Origin of the sequence: Haladaptatus sp. CMSO5 (genome assembly GCF_036689885.1) — an archaeon.
Classification (GTDB): domain Archaea; phylum Halobacteriota; class Halobacteria; order Halobacteriales; family Halococcaceae; genus QDMS2.
Genome location: NZ_JBAHVW010000001.1, coordinates 1247283 through 1265621, shown reverse-complemented (window position 1 = coordinate 1265621; position 18339 = coordinate 1247283). Strand labels below are relative to the sequence as shown.

The following is an 18339-nucleotide window of genomic DNA, read 5'->3' as shown; positions in this document are numbered from 1 at the left end:
ATCCCCTGCTTGTCGCGTGTTATCAAAGGTCTCTGGGTAGCCGAAGCCGTTACGTTCTCGGGTACGTAGAGGCGCACACGAACAAATGTCCCTCACGCGACGACAACTCCTCGTGGCTGGTGGCGCGGTCGGAACCGCAGCCCTCGCTGGCTGTCTCGGCGGTTCCGGTGGCGACAGCTACCAGCTCGAAGACGGCCGCAGCGACGCTGCCCTCGACAAACCCGCCGCAAACGCACCGCTCCCCGAGAATCCGGGTGACCACACCTACGCGCTGATGGGGTCTGCGTCCGCCCCGAAAATCACCTACTTCGGGAACTGGAAGTGCCCCGCCTGCAAGCTGTTCTCGACCGACGACCCCCGCGCACTCGGCCTCTCGCAAATCGTGACCGACTACGTTGAACCGGGCGACCTCTCGCTCGAATTTCGCGGGCTGTCCTACGGCAGCGACGGGAGTCCATTCCTCGGCGAAGACGCGCCGCGCGCCGCCCGCGCTGGACTGGCGATTTGGCACTTAGACCCCGAACACTACTGGCCGTATCACGAGTACGTGTACGCGAACCAACCACCGGAAGAAGAGGTGTGGGCTACCACTGAAAACCTCGCCATCCTTGCAGAGGAGGCTGGCGTTGGCCCAATCGACGACCTCAAAACTGCCCTCGAAGACGGCGAGTACGAAGACGACGTGAAAGCAACCACGGACGCCGCAGGCAAAGCAGGCGTGAGCGGCACGCCGTCGCTCGTCATCGACGGACAGGTGTACTCCCCGTTCGAGCCGGAGAAGACGCGAAACGCGCTCGACGCGCTCGTCAATGGCGGCAACTGACGTCGCGCCGAAACACTTGCTCGCCGCGGCGACAGCCGTCGCCACGATAGCCACGCTCGGCAGTCTGTATCTGAGCCTCGGCCTCGGCCTCATCCCGTGTGAACTGTGCTGGTATCAGCGCATTCTGATGTACCCGCTCGTCGTGATTCTCGGCGTGTCGACGCTCGAATCCCGCGTCGAGGCGTTCAAGATGGTGCTCCCGCTTTCGGTGCTCGGACTCACCGTCGCGGCGTACCACTCGTACATCCAGTTGGTTCCAGACTTCACGTCCGGGTGCAGTTTCGGCCCCGGCGCAACCGGCTGTACCAGCGTCCAGTTCAAAGTCGCCATCTTCACCGTCCCGAACCTCTCGCTTATCGCCTTTATCCTCATCACGGGCCTCGTCGCGGCTGCCGCGTTCCGGCGCTGAGTCGAAGCGACTACAGCCCCCTCCCTCGTTTTTGCCGACATGAGCAACAACCTCGCCGTCATCTTCGCCCTCGTCGCCATGGTCTCGTGGGGTATCTGGGCTATCTTCGCGGATATGGCCACCCAGTCGATAGAACCCGAGGTGGCAATGATTGTCTCCTACGTCGTCGGCGTCGCCATCGCGCTCGGTTACGTCCTCGCGCTCGGCAAAGACCTCTCCGTCGGCGGGCCGGGACTCACCTTCGCCGTCCTCGCGGGCGTGTTTTCGGGCATCGCCGCCGTTGCCTTCTACACGGGCCTGAGCTACGGGCGGACGGGGATCGTGACCACCGTGAGCGCGCTCTACTTCGTGGTGGCCGCGCTACTCGGCGTGCTGGTTCTCGGGGATTCGATGGACATAACAGACGTTGCGGGCGTCGGCTTTGGTGTGCTCGCGGTCGTGATGTTGGCGCGTTAGACTGTCTCTGCGGGGTCTACAACCTCACCGTCTACCGGATACACGCCGACTTGGTCGCACAGGTCTGCCATTGGGCAGGCGTCCGGGTCGTCCAGACACGCCGGTTTTCGCGCCGTACAGTACTCGCGTCCGAACTGAATGCTCGCGGTGTGCCCGAAGCCGCACTTTTCTGCGGGAACCTCGCGTTCGAGCACCGTTCGCACCTCCTCGTGGTCTGCGTCCGGTGGCGCGATTCCCATCCGGCGGTAAATTCGGTGGACGTGGGTATCCACGGGGAACACGCCGTCTCTGCCACCCGCAAAGAGCAGGACGCAGTCTGCGGTTTTCGGGCCGACGCCGCGAATGTCGAGTAAGGCGGACCGAACCGTCTCCGGAGTTTCGTCTCTGACGAACTCGTCAAAGGCGGCTGCGCTGCCGTACTCCTCAAGAATGCGCGAGGCAGCGTCGATGATGACCGTGGCCTTCTGGTTGTAGAGTCCGGCTGACTTGATTGTCGCTGCGAGTTCGTCGTGGGCGGCGTCAGCAAGAGAGACGGCAAGGTCATCCCTGCCGTAGCGGGAGAGAAGCGAGTTGTGGGCCGGTTGGCTGGCCACGTCGCTCGTGTTCTGGCTCAGGATTGTTCGCACGAGGCAGGTGAAGGCGTCTTGGCCGCCGTACTGCTTTTGCCAGTACAACTCGCCGAGCCGGTCGATCACGGCTTCGGCGCGCGAGGCTGGCTCGCCGCGGGAGAACTCGGCCGCCCGGCCGCCGCCGTCAATCCCGCCGCTGATGTTGTTTGCGGGTTCCTCTGGCATGGTCACGTCTTGTTCGTCGGCGGACAAAGGTCGTCCGGCGGGTCACGTGTAGTCGAGGGTACAACACGCACCCGTCGTGAGGTGGTTTTCCTCGATATAGACGGCGAGGCAGGCGTAGTTGCAGAACTGGCCAGCTTCAACGCGCTCGCCAACATCGAGTTTCTCTACGAACACTGGGTCGTGATCATACACGTCCTTGCCACAGTAGGTACACGCGTCGGTCATAGCCATCCATAGGTGCGCAAGAGAATTGTTTCTACTGGTTGCGAATGCGAACGTCTATTCGACAGAGAGCGTGAGCGTGCAGGCTTCACCGGCTGCGAGTGCGGCGACGAGGTCGCGGTCGATATCCTCGGCGGCTTTGTCCGCGCCGACCATGACGGTGCGATCGTCCACGTACTCGCTCGTCCGGAAGACGAGGCTGCGCTCGTTCTCGAAGGTCATGTCGGGGTGGCCACGGCCGGTGACGGTTTCGGTCAGGTCACCGACTTCGAGGGTGGCGGTGAGCGTGGCGTCTGTGGACTGACACGCCTCGACGAATGCGTCTGCGAAATCGGCCGGAACGCGGTCGGCTTCGATACCGAGGATACAGTCGCCCGCTGGTGTGAGGAAGTCGTCGCTCGTGAGTTCGAACGTCGAAGAATGGTGTCCTAACACGTTTTCGTGCCCGTGGGCGCGTACAACTTCGTCCATGGCCCCGCTAATGGGGGGTCGCATATACGAGTCACCATCGACGGTGCACGTCGGAAGCGCGAACAGGGCTGTGAGACCGCCGTGGCGAGCTGCTGTGGCCGACGGCTGGCACGGCTAGAAGCCTGCGTGCGACGTAGCCTATCGCACGACGGTCACGGTCACTGCACCACACGCACACTCGTAGGCGCGGCGCTCGCCCACGTCGGTACGCATCGAGAGCATGAGCCGGTCTTCGTGGAGCGTCCGACCACACTCGGGGTTCTCGCAGGTGCAGGTGAGTTTTTCGAGCATGTCTGAGAGAACACCCCCGACCACTGTTAAATCGACCCGTGTGCGGAGTGAAAGTGAAAGTATGAGAGAGCGTCCGGATCGCTGTCGATTTCGGCCGAACTCTATCTGTTTAGGTATCACGTGTATACGTGTGGAACTCCTCGCTATTGGTGAGGGGTAACTAACCACTCGATAAGCGGAGAACATTCGACGCCCGGGTAGGGAGGGTTCGATACACGAGTCGAACGTATTGGATGCCACAAATCGGATGCCTCCGCAGGGGCCATATGGGGGGTTGAACCAGACAGTCTGGTGTTTGTATGCCTTAACGTGGCATGGATTGCCGCGAGTTGTTTAAATACTATTTTCATGGCATGCTACACCTTATCGTGGCCCCGTCTTGCGATTGTTACGTGATTACATAGCTCATAGAATGCACAATCTTTATATGGTCGGAGGAGGTATTACCGAGTACCAGAACGCCACCGGCGTTTGGCAGTATCGCACGCAGAATGACAGGGACAACGTGTTATCGGCTGCTTATCATCCCCACTGAGTGGCAACTGCCCCGCGCCGGTGCGGTAATGGAATCGTGAGTTAACTATGGTACAAACGCTAGACCAGACTAAAAACATCGAACTGACAGAAGACGACCTCGCAACTGATTCTAAAGGCCAACTAATCAAACTCGCTGGACAGCTCCGCGACCGACGGAACGAGCTGAACCAGATGGCTTCAGAGCGCGCAGGCAAGCGCGACGAACTCAACGCACAGACGCGTGAAGCCGTCGACAAGGCCCAAGAACACCGCGAACAGCGCGACTCGCTGAACGAGCAAGTCCAGGAGCACAAGAAGCTCCGCAACGAGCTCAACGCGCAGGCAAACGAGCTGTTCGAGAAGGTCGAATCGATGAAGTCCGACCTCGAACTTGACCAGGGAAAGGGCCTTGAGGAGCTCAAAAAGGAAATTGAGCAACTCGAATTCAAACAGCAGACCGAGGTCCTTTCGACCGAAGACGAGCGCGAGCTCATCGAGAAAATCGAGAACAAGCGCGAGGAGTATCTGAGCCGCAAGGAGAAACTCGACGACAACGACAACCTCGAAGAACTCGTCGCCGAAGCCGAAGAAGTGCGCGCCGAAGCCAGCCAGCACCACCAGGAAGTGACGGAGCTCGCTGACAAGGCCCAACAGCACCACAACGAGATGATCGAGGCCTACCGCGAGGCCGACGACATCCGTGACAAGGCAGACGACATGCACGAGAAGTTCGTTGAGGCACAGGAAGCCGCAGACCAGCACCACAACGACTTCGTGCGCGTCCAAAAGCGCCTCCGCGAGATGGACAAGGCAGAGGAGAAAGAGCGCCGCTCCGCCCGCGAGGAGAAGCGCGAGGAAGCCAAGGCAGAAGCCGAGGAAATCTACCAGCGCTTCAAGGACGGCGAAACCCTCGACACCGAGGACCTCATGAAGCTCCAGAAGACCGGGATGCTCTAAGTTCGGTACGCCGCGTTTTTCAGTTTTCTCAGCAGGCCTGAGCGACGCCGCTGTCTCGAAAATCGGCTAAAGGCTTTTCTCTGCGTGTCACCCACCGAGAGACATGGCAGCTGACCAAACTGACCGACGACAGACTATCGGTCGGATTCTCATTCTCGCAGTCGGCGCGATTGTCGCATTGTTCGCCGGATGGTGGGCGTTCGTCACCATCCCGGATGGCTCGCTCGCAATCTTGCTCGGCGTTCTCCTGACGATTGCCACCGTGATTCTCGGCCTTCGCTTTGCCTCGCGGGTCGCCCAATCTCGATTCCCCGGCTACAACGTCGCGGAAGTTGCCGTCGAAGGCCCCATCAGCCGCGACGGCGGCGGGCGCTTTCCCTCCACGCCGGGTGGCGCACACGCAGACCAAGTCGTCGAGCAAATCGACGCCGCAAACGACGACGGGAACGTCTCCGCGCTCATCGTCCGGCTGAACACGCCCGGCGGTGAAGTCGTCCCGAGCGACGACATCCGGCTCGCCGTCGAGCGCTTTGAGGGACCGACCGTCGCCTACGCGACCGACGTGTGCGCGAGCGGGGGGTACTGGATTGCCTCCGGTTGCGACGAACTCTGGGCGCGCGAGGCGACCATTGTCGGCTCGATTGGCGTCATCGGCTCGCGGGTGAACGCGACCGAACTGGCCGACAAACTCGGCCTCTCCTACGAGCGGTTCGCCGCAGGCAGGTTCAAGGACGCGGGCACGCCGCTCAAAGAGGTGTCTGATGCAGAGCGCGACTACTTACAGGGCATCATCGACGACCTCTACGACCACTTCGTCACGCGGGTGACCGAGGCGCGCGACCTCTCTGAGTCAGAGGTTCGGGCGACCGAGGCCAAAGTGTACCTCGGTGAGGAAGCAGTAGATCTCGGGCTGGTTGACGCGCTCGGAACGCGCGAGAGCGTCGAAGACCGAGTCGCAGAGCTGCTCGGCCTGCCGTCGGTGTCGGTCGTGGAGTTCGTCCCCCAACGCAGCCTCACCGAACGCTTCAGCCTCGGCGTCGAACGCATCGCCTTCGCCGCTGGGTCGGGCGTCGGGCGCGTGCTCACCCGCGAGGGCGAGTCGAGCGAGATGAACATTCGACTGTAGGGAGGTTTTTTATTCGACCGGCGTCTGGCTTTTACCGTGACAACGCTGGTCGTCTGTGTCGACCGCGGCGACGTCATCCCACAGACCGGCATCGACACGCCGGTTTCCGGGTGGGAATCGGTCGCCTCGCTCGTCACCGAAGTGGGACTTGCAGACCCCGAAGACAGCCATGTCAACTGTCTGCTCGAAGCGCTGCGCGTCACCCGCGACCTGCGCGATACCGACGAAGACGCCGTCGTCGCCGTCGTCTCTGGGGCGGGCGACGCCGTGAGCGCAGACCGGGCCGTTGCCCGGCAACTCGACCAGCTCATCGACCGCTACGACCCCGATTCCGCTGTCGTCGTCATCGACAGCACCGAAGACGAACGGCTCGTCCCCATCATCGAAAGCCGCGTGCGCGTCGATGCGGTCGACCGCGTCGTCGTCCGACAAGCGCGCGACTTAGAATCGACGTACTACCTGCTCAAGCAGTTCCTCGCGGACGAAGAACTCAGACAAACGATTCTCGTCCCCATCGGGGCGGGTCTGCTCGTCTTTCCCGTCTTGTTGTTGCTCGCAGACAGTCCGGCGGTCGCTATCGCCGCCATCACCGCCGTCATCGGCGTGTTCTTGCTGTACAAGGGCCTCGGCGTAGACGACGCCATCTCGACGTTCGCATCGGGCGTCCGCGATGCGCTCTACTCCGGACAGGTGTCGATTGTGACCTACGTCGTCGCCGCCGGACTCGCCCTCGTCGGCGTGTTCGCGGGCGCGATTGGCGTCTCCAGTTTGGAAGCGACCGACGCCGTGTTCGTCCTCGCCATGCTGTTCATCTTCGACAGCGTTCCGTGGCTTGCGATGGCCGCGCTCACTGCGAGTACGGGGCGGCTCATCGACGAATCGATTCGCGAAGACACCATCCGGTCTTCCTACATGAACCTCCCCTTCGGCGTGGTCGCGGTTGGCCTCGTCATCCGTGGCTTTTCGGCCTACTTCTTAGAACGTGCAGGCATCATCGGCCAGTTAACCGTCCCTGCGCTCGAATTCGGCGCGGTTTCCGTCGCTGGATTCACCCTTTCGACGGGAACACGCCTCGCCGCGTTCGTCATCGTGGGCGTGCTCATCAGCCTCGTCGGCGTCCGCCTCACCTCCTACGTCACGGGTGGGTCTATCCGCGACGAACTCCCCGAGTGAGTCCGCGGCGTGTAAATCCCCCCGCCGCAAACAGCGAGTATGGCAGACGACGCAGACGGCACGTGGATCAGCCTCTTTTCGGGCGGCAAGGACTCTTCGTGGGCGCTCTATCGGGCACTCGAAGAAGGTCTGCCCGTCTCTCACCTCCTCACCGTCCACCCCGAAGGCGACTCCTACATGTACCACGTTCCGGCGACGAACCTCGCGACCCTCGCCGCAGAGAGCATCGGCATCCCCCTCATCGACGTGCATCCGGGCGACCTCGGCGCAGAATCGGCCGACGCATCCGGCGAGCAAGGCGACGCCGAACTCGAACCGCTCGAAGCCGCACTCCGCGAGTTGATGGAAGAAGAGAACATCGTTGGCGTCACCGCCGGAGCCATCCAATCCGAGTTCCAAACGAGCCGGATTCAGGCGATGTGCGACCGTCTCGGCATCGAACTGTTCGCCCCGCTCTGGCAGCGCGACCCCGACGAGCTCGCCGCGGAGATGTTTGAGGCGGGCTTCGAAATCAAAATCATCCAAGTCGCCGCCTACGGCCTCGACGAGTCGTGGCTCGGGCGCACCTTAGACGCCGACTCCCTTGCAGAACTCCGCGACCTCAACGACGAATACGGCGTCCACATCCTCGGCGAGGGCGGCGAGTTCGAAACGTTCGTCGTGGACGGCCCACACATGCACCGACGAATCGCGCTCGACTACGAAACCGAATGGGAGGGCACGCGCGGGCGGATTCACGTGACGGATGCGCGGCTCGAACCGAGCGATACCTGAAGCTTCCTATGACCCACCCACCGCGCGTTTTCGACGGACACAACGACACGCTGTTGCACCTCCACTTCCCCGAACGCGGAAAGGGCCGCTCGTTTTTCGAGGTATCTGAACACGGCCACATCGACCTCCCTCGTGCCCGCGCCGCGAACTACGCGGGCGGCTTGTTCGCCATTTTCGTCCCCGGTGACGGTACTGCCGAGATCATCGAAACCGCAGACGGCTACGAGGTTCCGCTCGCAGACGCCATCGACACAGGCAGCGCGAAACGAGTCACCTACGATGTGCTCGAACGGCTCTACCGACTCGAAACCGAAGCAGACGGCGCGATTCGCGTCGTTCGGACGAATGCCGACCTCACCGCCTGTCTCGCAGACGACACACTCGCAGTCGTCGCGCACCTAGAGGGAGCAGAAGCCGTCGAACCGGACTTGTCGAATCTCGACTTTCTCTATGCGGCGGGCGTCCGCTCGATTGGCCTGACGTGGAGTCGGCCGAACGCCTTCGGCCACGGCGTGCCCTACCAGTACCCCCACTCACCGGACATCGGTCCCGGACTTACCGACGCCGGGCGTGACCTCGTCCGGGCGTGCAACGACCGCGGTATCGTCCTTGACCTCGCGCATCTGAATGAGACGGGCTTTTTCGACGTGGCAGCACTGAGCGACGACCCGCTCGTGGTGAGTCACACGGGGGCGTACGCCCTCAACGAAACGACGCGGAGCCTGACCGACGAACAGTTAGACACGGTCGAGAAATCGGACGGCGTCGTCGGCATCACGTTCTGCGTGACGAACATCCGGGCCGACGCCGACAACAATCCTGACACGTCGATTTCCACGTTCGTAGACCACATCGAGTACGTCGCAGCGCGAATTGGGGTCGAACACGTGGCGATTGGGACGGATTTCGACGGCGCGACCGTCCCCGACACCGTGGGCGACGTGACCGGAATGCCCGCGGTGTTCGCGGCGCTCGGCGAGCGAGGATTCAGTGAGGAAGCGATACGGAAAATCGCGTCTGAAAACTGGGTGCGCGTGCTCGAAGAAACGTGGACGTAGGCTACTTGCTGTTGCCGTTGGTCAGGTGCGTGTGCGCGCCGATGAGCGCGCCTGCGAGGTTCACGTTTGCGACGTGCGTCTCTTCGTCGATGATGCACTCACGGAGGTCGCAGTTTTCGATGGTTGCGTTGGCGAAGATGACCGACTGGTCGACCGCGGCGTTTTCGAGCGTCGCACCCGGCATGATGAGCACGTTTTCGCCAAGCGTGACGTTGTCAAGGGTTGCGGACTCTGCGACGAGGTTCTCACCGCCGAGCGACCACGCGACTGCGTCGAGGTAGCTCTCCGGCGTACCGATGTCGTACCACGCGCCCTCGAAGGTGAACGCGTTCACTTCCTGGCGGCTGAACAGCCACTGGATGAACCAGCCGGGTTCGTCCGGGTTGTTGTCCGCGTCAAGGTATTCATCGAACAGAATCGAATCCTCGGGGAAGGCGTAGCACGCGATGGAGACGAGCGTGCTCTTTGGATTGTCAGGCTTCTCTTGAAAGTCGACGATAACGTCGCCGTCTAAGTCCACGAGGCCGTAGGATTTCGCGCGGTCGAGCGACCCCACGTCGTATGCGGCGAGCACCGGGTTCTGCTTTTCGTCGAAGAAGTCGATGAAATCGCTCACGGCAAACGAGATGAGGTTGTCACCGGCGATGACGAGCAGGTCGTCGTCGATGCCCTCGCGTTCGACCAGTTGGGCGAGCGCGCCGATGACGCCGAACTTCTCGTCTTCTGCGGTCGTGTCCTCGACCGAGAGTCGAGGTTTTTCGAACGGGCTCGCTTCGAGGTGCTGTTCGAAGTCCTCTGCGAACCGCTCGTTCGTGCTCACGAACACTTCATCGATGCGATCGTCCGCTTCGAGTTGTTCGAAAATGCGGTCGATGACCGTCTCCTCGCCAACCGGGAGAAACATCTTCGGTCGATGTTTCGTAATCGGCCACAGACGCGTCGCATACCCACCAGCCAAAACGACTGCTTGCATAGTTCGACTACTCAAAGCGAGTGGCTAAGACCTTTTTGCCTCAGGCCGGACAGTCAGCACATTTGAACTGGCGAAAAACCGAGCGCCGATGCGCGAATTGGTAGCGTGGCCCAACGCGCCAAGTATAAAAGTGGTCGGCGTGACCCCAGTGGGTCGCCTCGCCAATAAGTAATTACTCACGGCGGACGCACCCTCGGGTATGCGCGAAGCAGAGCAGACGACTCGACAGCGCATCGCAGACCACCTTCGTGGCGAAACCGCAACCGCGAGCGAACTCGCCGTGGCGCTCGACTTGACGCCACACGCCGTCCTCTCGCACATCCAGCACGTCGCAAAAACGCTCGACGGAACCGGCGAACAACTCCTCGTCGCGCCGCCCGCGTGCAAGAGCTGTGGGTTCGACCGCTTCGACGACCCCGCAAACCTCCCCTCACGCTGTCCCGAGTGCAAACACGAGGGGTTGACCGAACCAGCCTTCCGCGTCGAGGCGACCTAATTTCCGGTGAAATCGATACGCCCACCAGAGGAGAGGTCGTACTCGCCAGATGGTCCGAGGTGCTCGAACTCGTAGCGGTCGTCGGTCAGATACACGTCGCCGTCTTCGACGGTCACGTCCACATCGTTGAGGACAGCGCCCTCACACGGCCCGAGCGTACACAACCCGGAGTCGCCCTCGAAGTACGCGCCGTGTTTCTCACAGACGATTTCGCCGTCTCTGACGTACGCCCCGCTCCCCTTGTCGAGGCGCACGTCCGTCCAGTGCTGGCAGTAGTTTCGCCACGCGGCCACGCCGTCTTCGAGTTCGATGAGGATGATTTCGACCTTGTCAAACCCCTCACGGGCGGTGAAAAGGAGCGTGCTGTCCGTGGGGATGTCAGCGAGCGGCGCGATACGACTTGCCTCGTCCATAGGTCGGCTTAGGACAGGGTGGGTTCAACGTTTGTGGTTCTACCTGTGGCTGAGAAGAATTGTAGAATCAGTGACTTCCACACAGCAGTGACCGCGAGTGGATGAGAGCGAACCTGAACACGAATAATCGACCGCAAACGTGACTGTGAAAAGCCGACGTTCCTGAACCGCACCGCCTCCGCAACAGCACCACACAGCCTTCCGCACAACCCCGCACCGCAGTTTCTCATTGAGAGAGTTTCACTCGCCGTAATGGCGGTCTTCGACGTACTCGTTGAACACGAGCGAGAGCAGGTCGGTGACGGGGCCGCCACCCACCTCGATGCCGTCCACTGTTTCGATGGGGCGAAGCTCCCACGTCGTGTTCGTGAGGAAGGCTTCGTCCGCGCGGCGGAGGTGGTCTGGCGTGTAAGTCCCTTCCTCGACCGGGATTCCCTGTTCGCGGGCGAGTTTCAGGACTACGTCGCGGGTGACACCCGGAAGGACGGGGCCGGTCGTCGCGGGCGTCCGGAGCGCGTTGTCGATGACGAAAAACACGTTGCTCGTCGCACCCTCAGCGATATTGCCAGCCGCATCGCGGATGAGCGCCTCGTCCGCCTGATAGGTGTCTGAGGCAGCGCGCTGGAGTTCGAGACGCGCGAGAATCCCGTTGAGGTAGTTGTGCGTCTTCGCTGCGGCGGGGATCGCCTCGTTCGGAATCCGGCGGGTCTTCACTGTCTGGACGACGGCCGGGCCGTCCCAGACCGGCGTGCCCGTGGTGCCCCCACGCGGCAGTTCCTTCACCATGACGACGACCGTCGGGTCGATGTCGGGTTTGGGAGTGAGTTTCCCGGGTTGGACGCCGCGCGAGATGGAGAGTTTGACGTAGGCTTCGGTGAGGTCGTTCGCCTCCAGAGTCTCGTGAATCCGGTTGAGTAACTCGTCGTCCGACAAACCGTGGTCGAGCGCGAGCGTCTCGCACGTACGGGAAAGGCGGTCTGCGTGGGCGTCCCACTCGAACACCGTCCCGCCGTAGGCGCGGAGCGTCTCGAAGGCGGCGTCGCCGTACATGAACCCGCGGTCGCGCACCGAGACGGTGGCCTCCTGTTCGGGCACGAGGTCGCCGTTTACGTGGAAGTACATTGGTCGATGAAGTTCGCAATGAGTTGCTTGCCCGCGTCGGTCAGGATGCTTTCGGGGTGGAACTGGACGCCCTCATGTGGCTTTTCTACGTGACGTACGCCCATCACGACGCCGTGTTCGTCCTCGGTGTAGGCCGTTTCGGTGAGGCTGGCGGGGAGGTCTTCGCGCCGGACGGCGAGCGAGTGATACCGCCCGACTTTGAGGGGGTTCGGCAGCCCTCGGTAGATGCCTTCGCCGTCGTGGACCATCTGCGAGAACTTGCCGTGGATGACCTCGGGGGCGTGGCCGACGGGCGCGCCGTTCGCCGCACAGAGCGCCTGATGGCCGAGGCAGACGCCGAGCGTCGGGTAGTCGAGTTCCCCGAAGATGGCCATCGAGATGCCCGCTTCTTCGGGCGTTCCGGGGCCGGGCGAGACGACGATGCCGTCGGGGTCGAGGTCGCGGATGTCTGCGATGGTGAGCGCGTCGTTGCGCTTGACAAGTACATCCGAATGAAATTCCCCCTCATCCTGCGGTTCCGCCGCAGGGTATGGAGAGGCGACTGCCTCTCCAACGTACTGCACGAGGTTGTAGACGAACGAGTCGTAGTTGTCGATGACGAGAATCACTCTTCGACCTCCATCGCGGCCTGCTCGCCGAGCGCTTCGTCCATGGCGTTCACGAGCGCTCGGCCCTTATCCAAGGTCTCGTCGTACTCACGGTCTGGCACGGAGTCGTGGACGATGCCCGCACCGACGCGCAAATAGTACCTGTCTGCGTGGCGGACGAGCGTACGGATGATGATGTTCAAGGTGGCTTTCCCATCGAAGCCGAACACGCCCATGCTCCCGGTGTAGGGGCCTCTGCGAGTGGTTTCGACCTCGTCGATTATCTCCATCGTCCGGGGCTTCGGCGCGCCCGTGATGGTTCCACCGGGGAAGACGGCGGCGACGGCGTCTGCGAGCGACACGTCTTCGCGCAGGATGCCTTCCACGAGCGAAACGAGGTGCATGACCTCTGAGTAGCGGTCGACGCGGCGGTACTCGCTCACTTCGACCGTTCCATACTGACAGACCTTGCCGAGGTCGTTTCGCTCCAAATCGACGAGCATTGCGTGTTCTGCGCGCTCTTTTTCGTCACCCAATAGGTCGGCTTCAAGTTGGGCGTCTTCTTCGTCGGTGTGCCCTCTCGGTCGGGTGCCCGCAATCGGCTCGGTCGTCACGTGGTCGCCTTCTACGTCGAGGAGGAGTTCCGGACTCGCGCTCACGAGGTCCACGCCGGGAAACTCAATCAGCCCGGAGTAGGGCGCAGGGTTCACCCGACGAAGGGCGGCGTACGCCTCAACAGGGTGGATGGTGGCGGGCGCAGAGAGGCGCTGGGAGATGTTCGCTTGAAAGGTGTCGCCGTCGCGGATGTACTGTTTCACGCGCCGGACGCGAGCGGCGAACTCGTCGCGGTCGCAATCCGATTCGAAGGTGACCGATTCGGTCGTCGGAGCCGGGGGTGAAACGCTCGGGTCGCCTGCGAGCGCGGCGGTTGCGAGTTCCATCGCTCGTGCTTTCCCGTCGTCGTAGGCCGCATCCACGTCGTCGCCAACCACGGGACACGCGGTGATTCGAAGGGTTACTTCGCCGTCGTGTGGCTCTTCCCACGAGGCGATGCGGTCGTAGACGCCGACTTGGAGTTGGGGAAGCCTGCGGTCGTTTGCGGTCGTGTCGGGGAGGCGTTCGAGTTCGCGGGCGAGGTCGTACGAGAGCCAGCCGAGCGCGCCACAGGGGTAAGGAACGTCGCAGTCGCCGCGGACGAGCGTCTCGCGGTCGAGGCGGGCTGTGAGTGCTGCAAGCGAGGGCGAGCCGTCGGGAGAATAGCCAGTAAACGTCGTTTCGAGGTGGTCTACGGGGTCGGTGGCGAACACGCCAAAGCCAGTTTGCCCGCCGGTCGTCTCCAAAAACACGCCGCCTGCGTCCTCACGGGCGCGGCGGTAGGCGAGAAACGGGTCGGCAACCGTGACCTGCACCTCGACCGGCACACGCGCCCCGTGTGCGTCGCGCGCCGCTGCCCGGAACGAGGCCCTGTCGGTCACGACGGATGGCCCAGTCATGCAGAATCGAAGACGGTGTGCGACTAACCCTCTTGCGGTTCGCCGCGTTTTAGACGCGGTGTTTTGCGCGCTCAATCCAGCGCCCGACGCGCTTTGGCGACACGTCGATTGCCGCGCCAATCTCCCCCGGGTCGGCCGCGGCGAGGTCGGCAACCGAGCCGATACCGGCCGCTTCGAGGCGGTCTGCGTAGGCCGGACCGATGCCTTTGATGATGGTGAGTGGCTCGCCCGTGTCGCCTGTCGGCCCGGCGGCCTCTGCGGGTTCTGCCGCGCCGACTTCCTCGTCGGCTTCGTCCGTCATCGATTCCGTGGAGGCAGCCGCGTCCGTCTCTTCTGCGGCCGCATCGTCCTGTTCTTCTGCCGCCTCGCGGATTGGTTCCGCCTCCATGTCTTCCGTGCTCGTGTCCGCAGGACCGACCGCCTCTGCGGGTTCCGCCGCGCCGACTTCCACGTCGGCTTCGTCCGTCATCGTTTCCGTGGAGGCCGTCGCCGTCGTCTCAGTGGACGCCGCGGAGGAGGAGTGAGAAGAGGTGTCCGCACGGTTGGCGCTTTTCCCGCCGACACGCTCGCTGTCGCGCTGGTCAGGGCGCGACCCGTTCATTCCGAGTACCGATTTCAGCCAGTCAAACAGACCCATGACAGTCGATAGAAAGGCGTCGCACTTAAAGACGTTCACGTAACGCGATATTCATCACGGACACGGGCGCGTCGTTCCCCGTCCACCGTTCGAAGGCTTCGACACCCTGATAGAGCAACATCCACGCGCCATCGACCGTCGTCGCACCGACGGCACGAGCGTCGCGCAGGAGGCGGGTTTCGAGCGGGCGATACACCGCATCGAGCACAGCCAACTCGTCGTGGAGGGCGGCTTTCGGGACCGGCGTCTCGTCTGATTCCATGCCCACGCTCGTCGCGTTCACGAGGACGGACGCGTCTGCAAGGAGTTTGTCGAGGTCTCCGAGGCCGTGGCCGGTCGCGTTCGGGACGGCGTCGGCGAGGTCGTGGGCTTTCTGCTCGGTGCGGTTGGCGATTCGCACGGTCATGCCCTCGTCTGCGAGGCCGAAGGCAATTGCACGCCCCGCCCCGCCCGCACCGACGACGACGGCGGTTCCGTCGAGTGCCACGTCGTGGTCGCGCAGGGCGCGCACCGCGCCAATCGCGTCCGTGTTGTGGCCCGTCGGCGTCTCGCCCGAGAAGTCGATGGTGTTGACCGCGCCGATGCGCGCGGCGAGGTCGTCCGGTTCGACGAGTTCGAGAACGTCCTGTTTGAACGGAATCGTCACGTTGAGGCCCGCGATGCCGAGCGCCTGTGCGCCGCAGATGGCGGCTTCGAGGGCTTCAGGCGCGGGTTCGAAAGTGACATAGCGCGCGTCGAGATCGAGTTCAGCGTAGGCCGCTTCGTGCATCGGCGGCGAAAGTGAGTGAGTCACGGGGTTGCCAAGAAGGCCGAACACCTGCATGGCAAGGGCCACGCGGTAGCACCGAATAAAACAGTCGTCTCCGGGCAGCAATTGAGGTCAGTGACCGCCCACGACGGACAGGTTGAGAACCACGACGTGGTAGACGAGGACGATTATGAACACGACGTAGAACGCCCCGCCGATGAGGAACGGCAGCGGGTTCATGTTACCCTCGTTGATCGTTCGGGCCCGGACGTAGAGCAACACGGCCGAGACGATGGCGAGAATCGCAGAGAAGGCGTTCAGGAACCCGGCAGTCCCCCATTCGAGGGTGAGGTTCCACGAGGTGAACAGGATGCCAAGCGTGACCGGGAGCGTGCCCTGAAATGCCATCGCGCCCGTGATGTTGCCAATCGCGAGCGTGTCCTTGTCCTGTGAAATCCAGATGATGCTGTTGAACTTCTCAGGTAACTCCGTGGCGAGTGGCGCGAGCAAGAGCGCGACCACGGCGGCTGGGATGGTGAGCACTTCAGCAGAGAAGAACTCGATTTCCGTGACGAACAGCTGTGCCCCGCCGATGATGAGGCCGAGCGCGATGAGCGTCTGGACGATGACCAGCCCCCGGGAGGGGTCGCTGCTGTACTCATTCGCCGCGTCACCGATGCCGGGAATCGGCCCCCAACCCCGTTCGATAAACAGGCCGAGATGCAGGTCGTCTAACGCCTCGCCTTCGATGAGTTCGCCGCTTTTGAGCGAGCGATAGACGTAGAACACGTAGAGGCCGACGAGCGTGATGGCGATGGTGATTTCGAGGCTTCGCTGTTGGATGAGCGCGGCGATGAACGCGAGCGTGTAGCCAACGAGAAAGAAACTCAGGTCGCGTCGGGTCGAAACCTCGTTGAAGTGAAATTCGGGGCCGTACGCCCGACGGCGGGCGAAATACAGGACGCTCACGCCGATGAGGAACATCGCAATCGTCGCGAGCATGAACGGCGCGCCGAGAATCGCGCCGACGCCGACTTCGTCCGCGCCCGAGGTGTCGCCCGTCGCAACCCCTTGGAGGATGGCGATGACGGGAATCATGGTTTCTGGAAGCGCCGTCCCCACCGCCGCGAGGATGCTTCCAGTCGCGCTTTCTGAGACGCCGAGTCGATGCCCGAGCCACTCGACGCCGTTCGTGAACACCTCTGCACCGAGGAGGAGGAGGGCGAACGAGCCGAGCAAAAGAAGACCGTTTCCGACCGTGCGGGGCAAAAACGGCACGGAGACCAAGCCGAGGTGCGGTGCCATGGACGTGCTTCTCGACAAACTCAATTAAGCGATTCTATCCACACTCCGACGGGCTTTATTGCACGTCTCTGTTAGCCATCAGCGTGATTGCACTCGTCGTGAGCCGTGCCGACTCCGCCTCCGTCCACATCGGTGAGCACCTGCGCTCGCTCGCTGACTGGACTGAATCAGAAGACGACAGCCGCCCGGACGCGCGCGGTGGTGGCACCGTCTACCGCACAGACGGCTTCTGTCTGCGTGAGTTCGACGACCTGCACTTAGAACTCGAAACCGTCGCGGACGCCTTCTCTGACCCCGAATACATCGTGTTCGCCTCGCGTCACGCGGGCGACACCGGCCCGCTATTGACCGCCCACTTCACCGGCAACTTCGGCCCGGCCGAGTACGGCGGCGTCGACGGCGGCCTCGCTCGTGCCTGTCCGAACGCGCACAAAGCCGTCATCAAGGCACTCGAAGAAGTCGCGCCTGCGGGCTACGACGTGGGGATGGAGTGTACCCACCACGGTCCTTCTGCGGTGGGCGTCCCCTCTATGTTCGTGGAACTCGGAAGCGGCGAAGAACAGTGGGAAGACCCCGAGGGCGCACGTGCGGTGGCGAAAGCCATTCTCGCGCTCAAGGGGGTTCCCGCCGACAGCAAGCGCCACCTCGTCGGCTTCGGCGGCGGCCACTACGTCCCGCGCCCGACCCGTATCGTCAAGGAGACGGCGTGGGCCGTGGGCCACATCGCTGCCGACTGGTGTTTGGCTGATATGGGTGACCCACACGAGCATCGTGACGTGCTCGCCCACGCCTTCGAGCAGAGCGCCGCCGAGTTCGCCGTCGTCGACGGCGAGAAACCCGCCCTCAGAGACGCCATCGATGCACTCGGCTACCGCGTCGTGAGCGAGACGTGGGTTCAAGAGACGAGCGACGTACCGCTCGCAGCCGTCTCGGAACTCGAAGCGGCGCTGTGCCCGGTCGATGACGGCCTTCGATTTGGCCAGCTAGAGACGTGGCCGGTCGCATTCGAGACCGTCTCGCTTCCGGTCGCGCTCATCCAAGAGGCGGAAGGCACCGACCGCGAGGCAGTACGGGCGGCCGCAGAAGCACACCTGCTCGCATTCACAACCGACGAAGCTGGGACTCGGGTCGGGGGGCGCGCAGCGATTCCAAACGAACCCGCCCGTGATGCCTTCATCGACGCGCTCGTTCCGATTCTCCGCGAGAAGTACGACGAAGTCGTGCGCGAAGCCGACGCCGTCGTCGCGCGCGTTTCGACGTTCGACCCCGAAAAAGCCGCGACGCTTGGCATCCCCGAGGGGCCGAAATTTGGGAAGCTGGCAAGTGGGCAACCTGTCACGATTCGTGGTCGTGAGATACCTCCCGAAGAGGTGCGGACGTACCGGGAGCAGACGTTCAGACTCTAATTTTCATTAACATATTTTTTGATGGAATAAGCGTCTGACGTGCGGCAGACAAGAGGGGAAAAATAATTACCTCTCGTCTTGAACCCATC

General features: G+C 62.7%; 22 protein-coding genes. 10 read left to right on the top strand and 12 right to left on the bottom strand.

The genetic code is table 11. From position 1 onward, the window contains the following. Positions 1-85: 85 nt before the first annotated feature. Genes V5N12_RS06705 through V5N12_RS06695 form a run of 3 tightly spaced genes read left to right on the top strand, consistent with a single transcriptional unit; the run spans position 86 to position 1688 of the window. On the top strand, positions 86-823 hold the full coding sequence (locus V5N12_RS06705; RefSeq protein WP_332898380.1) for a DsbA family protein: 738 nt from the start codon (positions 86-88) through the stop codon (positions 821-823). Beyond that, positions 810-1232, top strand: a complete 423-nt coding sequence (locus V5N12_RS06700; protein ID WP_332898379.1) for a disulfide bond formation protein B — start codon at positions 810-812, stop codon at positions 1230-1232. The genes V5N12_RS06705 and V5N12_RS06700 overlap by 14 nt, the downstream gene beginning before the upstream one ends. Before the next feature lie 39 nt (positions 1233-1271). Then, positions 1272-1688 (top strand): EamA family transporter, encoded by a 417-nt coding sequence (locus tag V5N12_RS06695; RefSeq protein ID WP_332898378.1) that lies wholly within the window; start codon positions 1272-1274, stop codon positions 1686-1688. Here V5N12_RS06695 and V5N12_RS06690 read toward each other — a convergent pair. From V5N12_RS06690 to V5N12_RS06675, 4 genes are all read right to left on the bottom strand, one after another. Then, complete coding sequence (locus V5N12_RS06690) at positions 1685-2482, bottom strand: endonuclease III domain-containing protein (protein WP_332898377.1); 798 nt, start codon at positions 2480-2482, stop codon at positions 1685-1687. The two genes, V5N12_RS06695 and V5N12_RS06690, sit on opposite strands and share 4 nt — an antisense overlap. Before the next feature lie 42 nt (positions 2483-2524). Next, positions 2525-2707, bottom strand: coding sequence for a hypothetical protein (locus V5N12_RS06685; RefSeq protein WP_332898376.1), 183 nt, complete (start codon positions 2705-2707; stop codon positions 2525-2527). Between the two features lie 54 nt (positions 2708-2761). Continuing rightward, on the bottom strand, positions 2762-3175 hold the full coding sequence (locus V5N12_RS06680) for a DUF371 domain-containing protein (RefSeq protein WP_332898375.1): 414 nt from the start codon (positions 3173-3175) through the stop codon (positions 2762-2764). Between the two features lie 138 nt (positions 3176-3313). Beyond that, positions 3314-3466, bottom strand: a complete 153-nt coding sequence (locus V5N12_RS06675) for a hypothetical protein (RefSeq protein WP_332898374.1) — start codon at positions 3464-3466, stop codon at positions 3314-3316. Positions 3467-4048: 582 nt separating this feature from the next. On the opposite strand from V5N12_RS06675, the gene V5N12_RS06670 reads away from it, so the two are divergent. The 5 genes from V5N12_RS06670 to V5N12_RS06650 all read left to right on the top strand — a co-directional run bounded on the left by V5N12_RS06670 (position 4049) and on the right by V5N12_RS06650 (position 9070). Next, positions 4049-4939: a coiled-coil protein gene (locus V5N12_RS06670; protein ID WP_332898373.1), complete on the top strand. Its 891-nt coding sequence runs from the start codon at positions 4049-4051 to the stop codon at positions 4937-4939. A 103-nt stretch (positions 4940-5042) separates the two neighbouring features. Further along, the gene (gene sppA / locus V5N12_RS06665; RefSeq protein WP_332898372.1) at positions 5043-6065 is read left to right on the top strand and encodes a signal peptide peptidase SppA; all 1023 of its coding nucleotides are present in this window, start codon (positions 5043-5045) and stop codon (positions 6063-6065) included. A 36-nt stretch (positions 6066-6101) separates the two neighbouring features. Beyond that, the gene (locus tag V5N12_RS06660) at positions 6102-7238 is read left to right on the top strand and encodes a DUF373 family protein (protein ID WP_332898371.1); all 1137 of its coding nucleotides are present in this window, start codon (positions 6102-6104) and stop codon (positions 7236-7238) included. Between the two features lie 39 nt (positions 7239-7277). Further along, on the top strand, positions 7278-8012 hold the full coding sequence (locus tag V5N12_RS06655; protein WP_332898370.1) for a diphthine--ammonia ligase: 735 nt from the start codon (positions 7278-7280) through the stop codon (positions 8010-8012). A gap of 8 nt (positions 8013-8020) precedes the next feature. After that, positions 8021-9070 carry a dipeptidase gene (locus V5N12_RS06650; RefSeq protein WP_332898369.1) on the top strand — a complete coding sequence of 350 codons (1050 nt, stop codon included), beginning with the start codon at positions 8021-8023 and terminating at the stop codon, positions 9068-9070. A gap of 1 nt (position 9071) precedes the next feature. On the opposite strand, the gene V5N12_RS06645 is transcribed toward V5N12_RS06650, so the two are convergent. Beyond that, positions 9072-10043 carry an NDP-sugar synthase gene (locus V5N12_RS06645; RefSeq protein ID WP_332898368.1) on the bottom strand — a complete coding sequence of 324 codons (972 nt, stop codon included), beginning with the start codon at positions 10041-10043 and terminating at the stop codon, positions 9072-9074. A 199-nt stretch (positions 10044-10242) separates the two neighbouring features. On the opposite strand from V5N12_RS06645, the gene V5N12_RS06640 reads away from it, so the two are divergent. Continuing rightward, positions 10243-10539 (top strand): transcriptional regulator, encoded by a 297-nt coding sequence (locus V5N12_RS06640; RefSeq protein ID WP_332898367.1) that lies wholly within the window; start codon positions 10243-10245, stop codon positions 10537-10539. Here the strand turns inward: V5N12_RS06640 and V5N12_RS06635 are convergent. The 7 genes from V5N12_RS06635 to V5N12_RS06605 form a co-directional block, all read right to left on the bottom strand. Beyond that, complete coding sequence (locus V5N12_RS06635; RefSeq protein WP_332898366.1) at positions 10536-10952, bottom strand: Rieske (2Fe-2S) protein; 417 nt, start codon at positions 10950-10952, stop codon at positions 10536-10538. The genes V5N12_RS06640 and V5N12_RS06635 overlap by 4 nt on opposite strands. Before the next feature lie 240 nt (positions 10953-11192). After that, entirely contained in the window at positions 11193-12074 is an 882-nt protein-coding gene (locus V5N12_RS06630; RefSeq protein WP_332898365.1) for an aminotransferase class IV, read from the bottom strand. Beyond that, a complete protein-coding gene (locus V5N12_RS06625; protein ID WP_332898364.1) occupies positions 12059-12682 on the bottom strand; it encodes an anthranilate synthase component II in 624 nt (207 codons plus the stop codon). Before V5N12_RS06625 ends, V5N12_RS06630 begins: the two co-directional genes overlap by 16 nt. Beyond that, positions 12679-14154, bottom strand: a complete 1476-nt coding sequence (gene pabB, locus V5N12_RS06620) for an aminodeoxychorismate synthase, component I (protein WP_332898363.1) — start codon at positions 14152-14154, stop codon at positions 12679-12681. The genes V5N12_RS06625 and pabB overlap by 4 nt, the downstream gene beginning before the upstream one ends. A gap of 49 nt (positions 14155-14203) precedes the next feature. Further along, complete coding sequence (locus V5N12_RS06615) at positions 14204-14791, bottom strand: helix-hairpin-helix domain-containing protein (protein WP_332898362.1); 588 nt, start codon at positions 14789-14791, stop codon at positions 14204-14206. 25 nt (positions 14792-14816) lie between these two features. Continuing rightward, entirely contained in the window at positions 14817-15614 is a 798-nt protein-coding gene (locus V5N12_RS06610; protein WP_332898361.1) for a shikimate dehydrogenase, read from the bottom strand. A 57-nt stretch (positions 15615-15671) separates the two neighbouring features. Beyond that, the gene (locus V5N12_RS06605) at positions 15672-16844 is read right to left on the bottom strand and encodes a sodium:calcium antiporter (RefSeq protein ID WP_332898360.1); all 1173 of its coding nucleotides are present in this window, start codon (positions 16842-16844) and stop codon (positions 15672-15674) included. Positions 16845-16927: 83 nt separating this feature from the next. On the opposite strand from V5N12_RS06605, the gene V5N12_RS06600 reads away from it, so the two are divergent. Continuing rightward, entirely contained in the window at positions 16928-18250 is a 1323-nt protein-coding gene (locus V5N12_RS06600) for a D-aminoacyl-tRNA deacylase (protein ID WP_332898359.1), read from the top strand. Positions 18251-18339 lie beyond the last annotated feature (89 nt).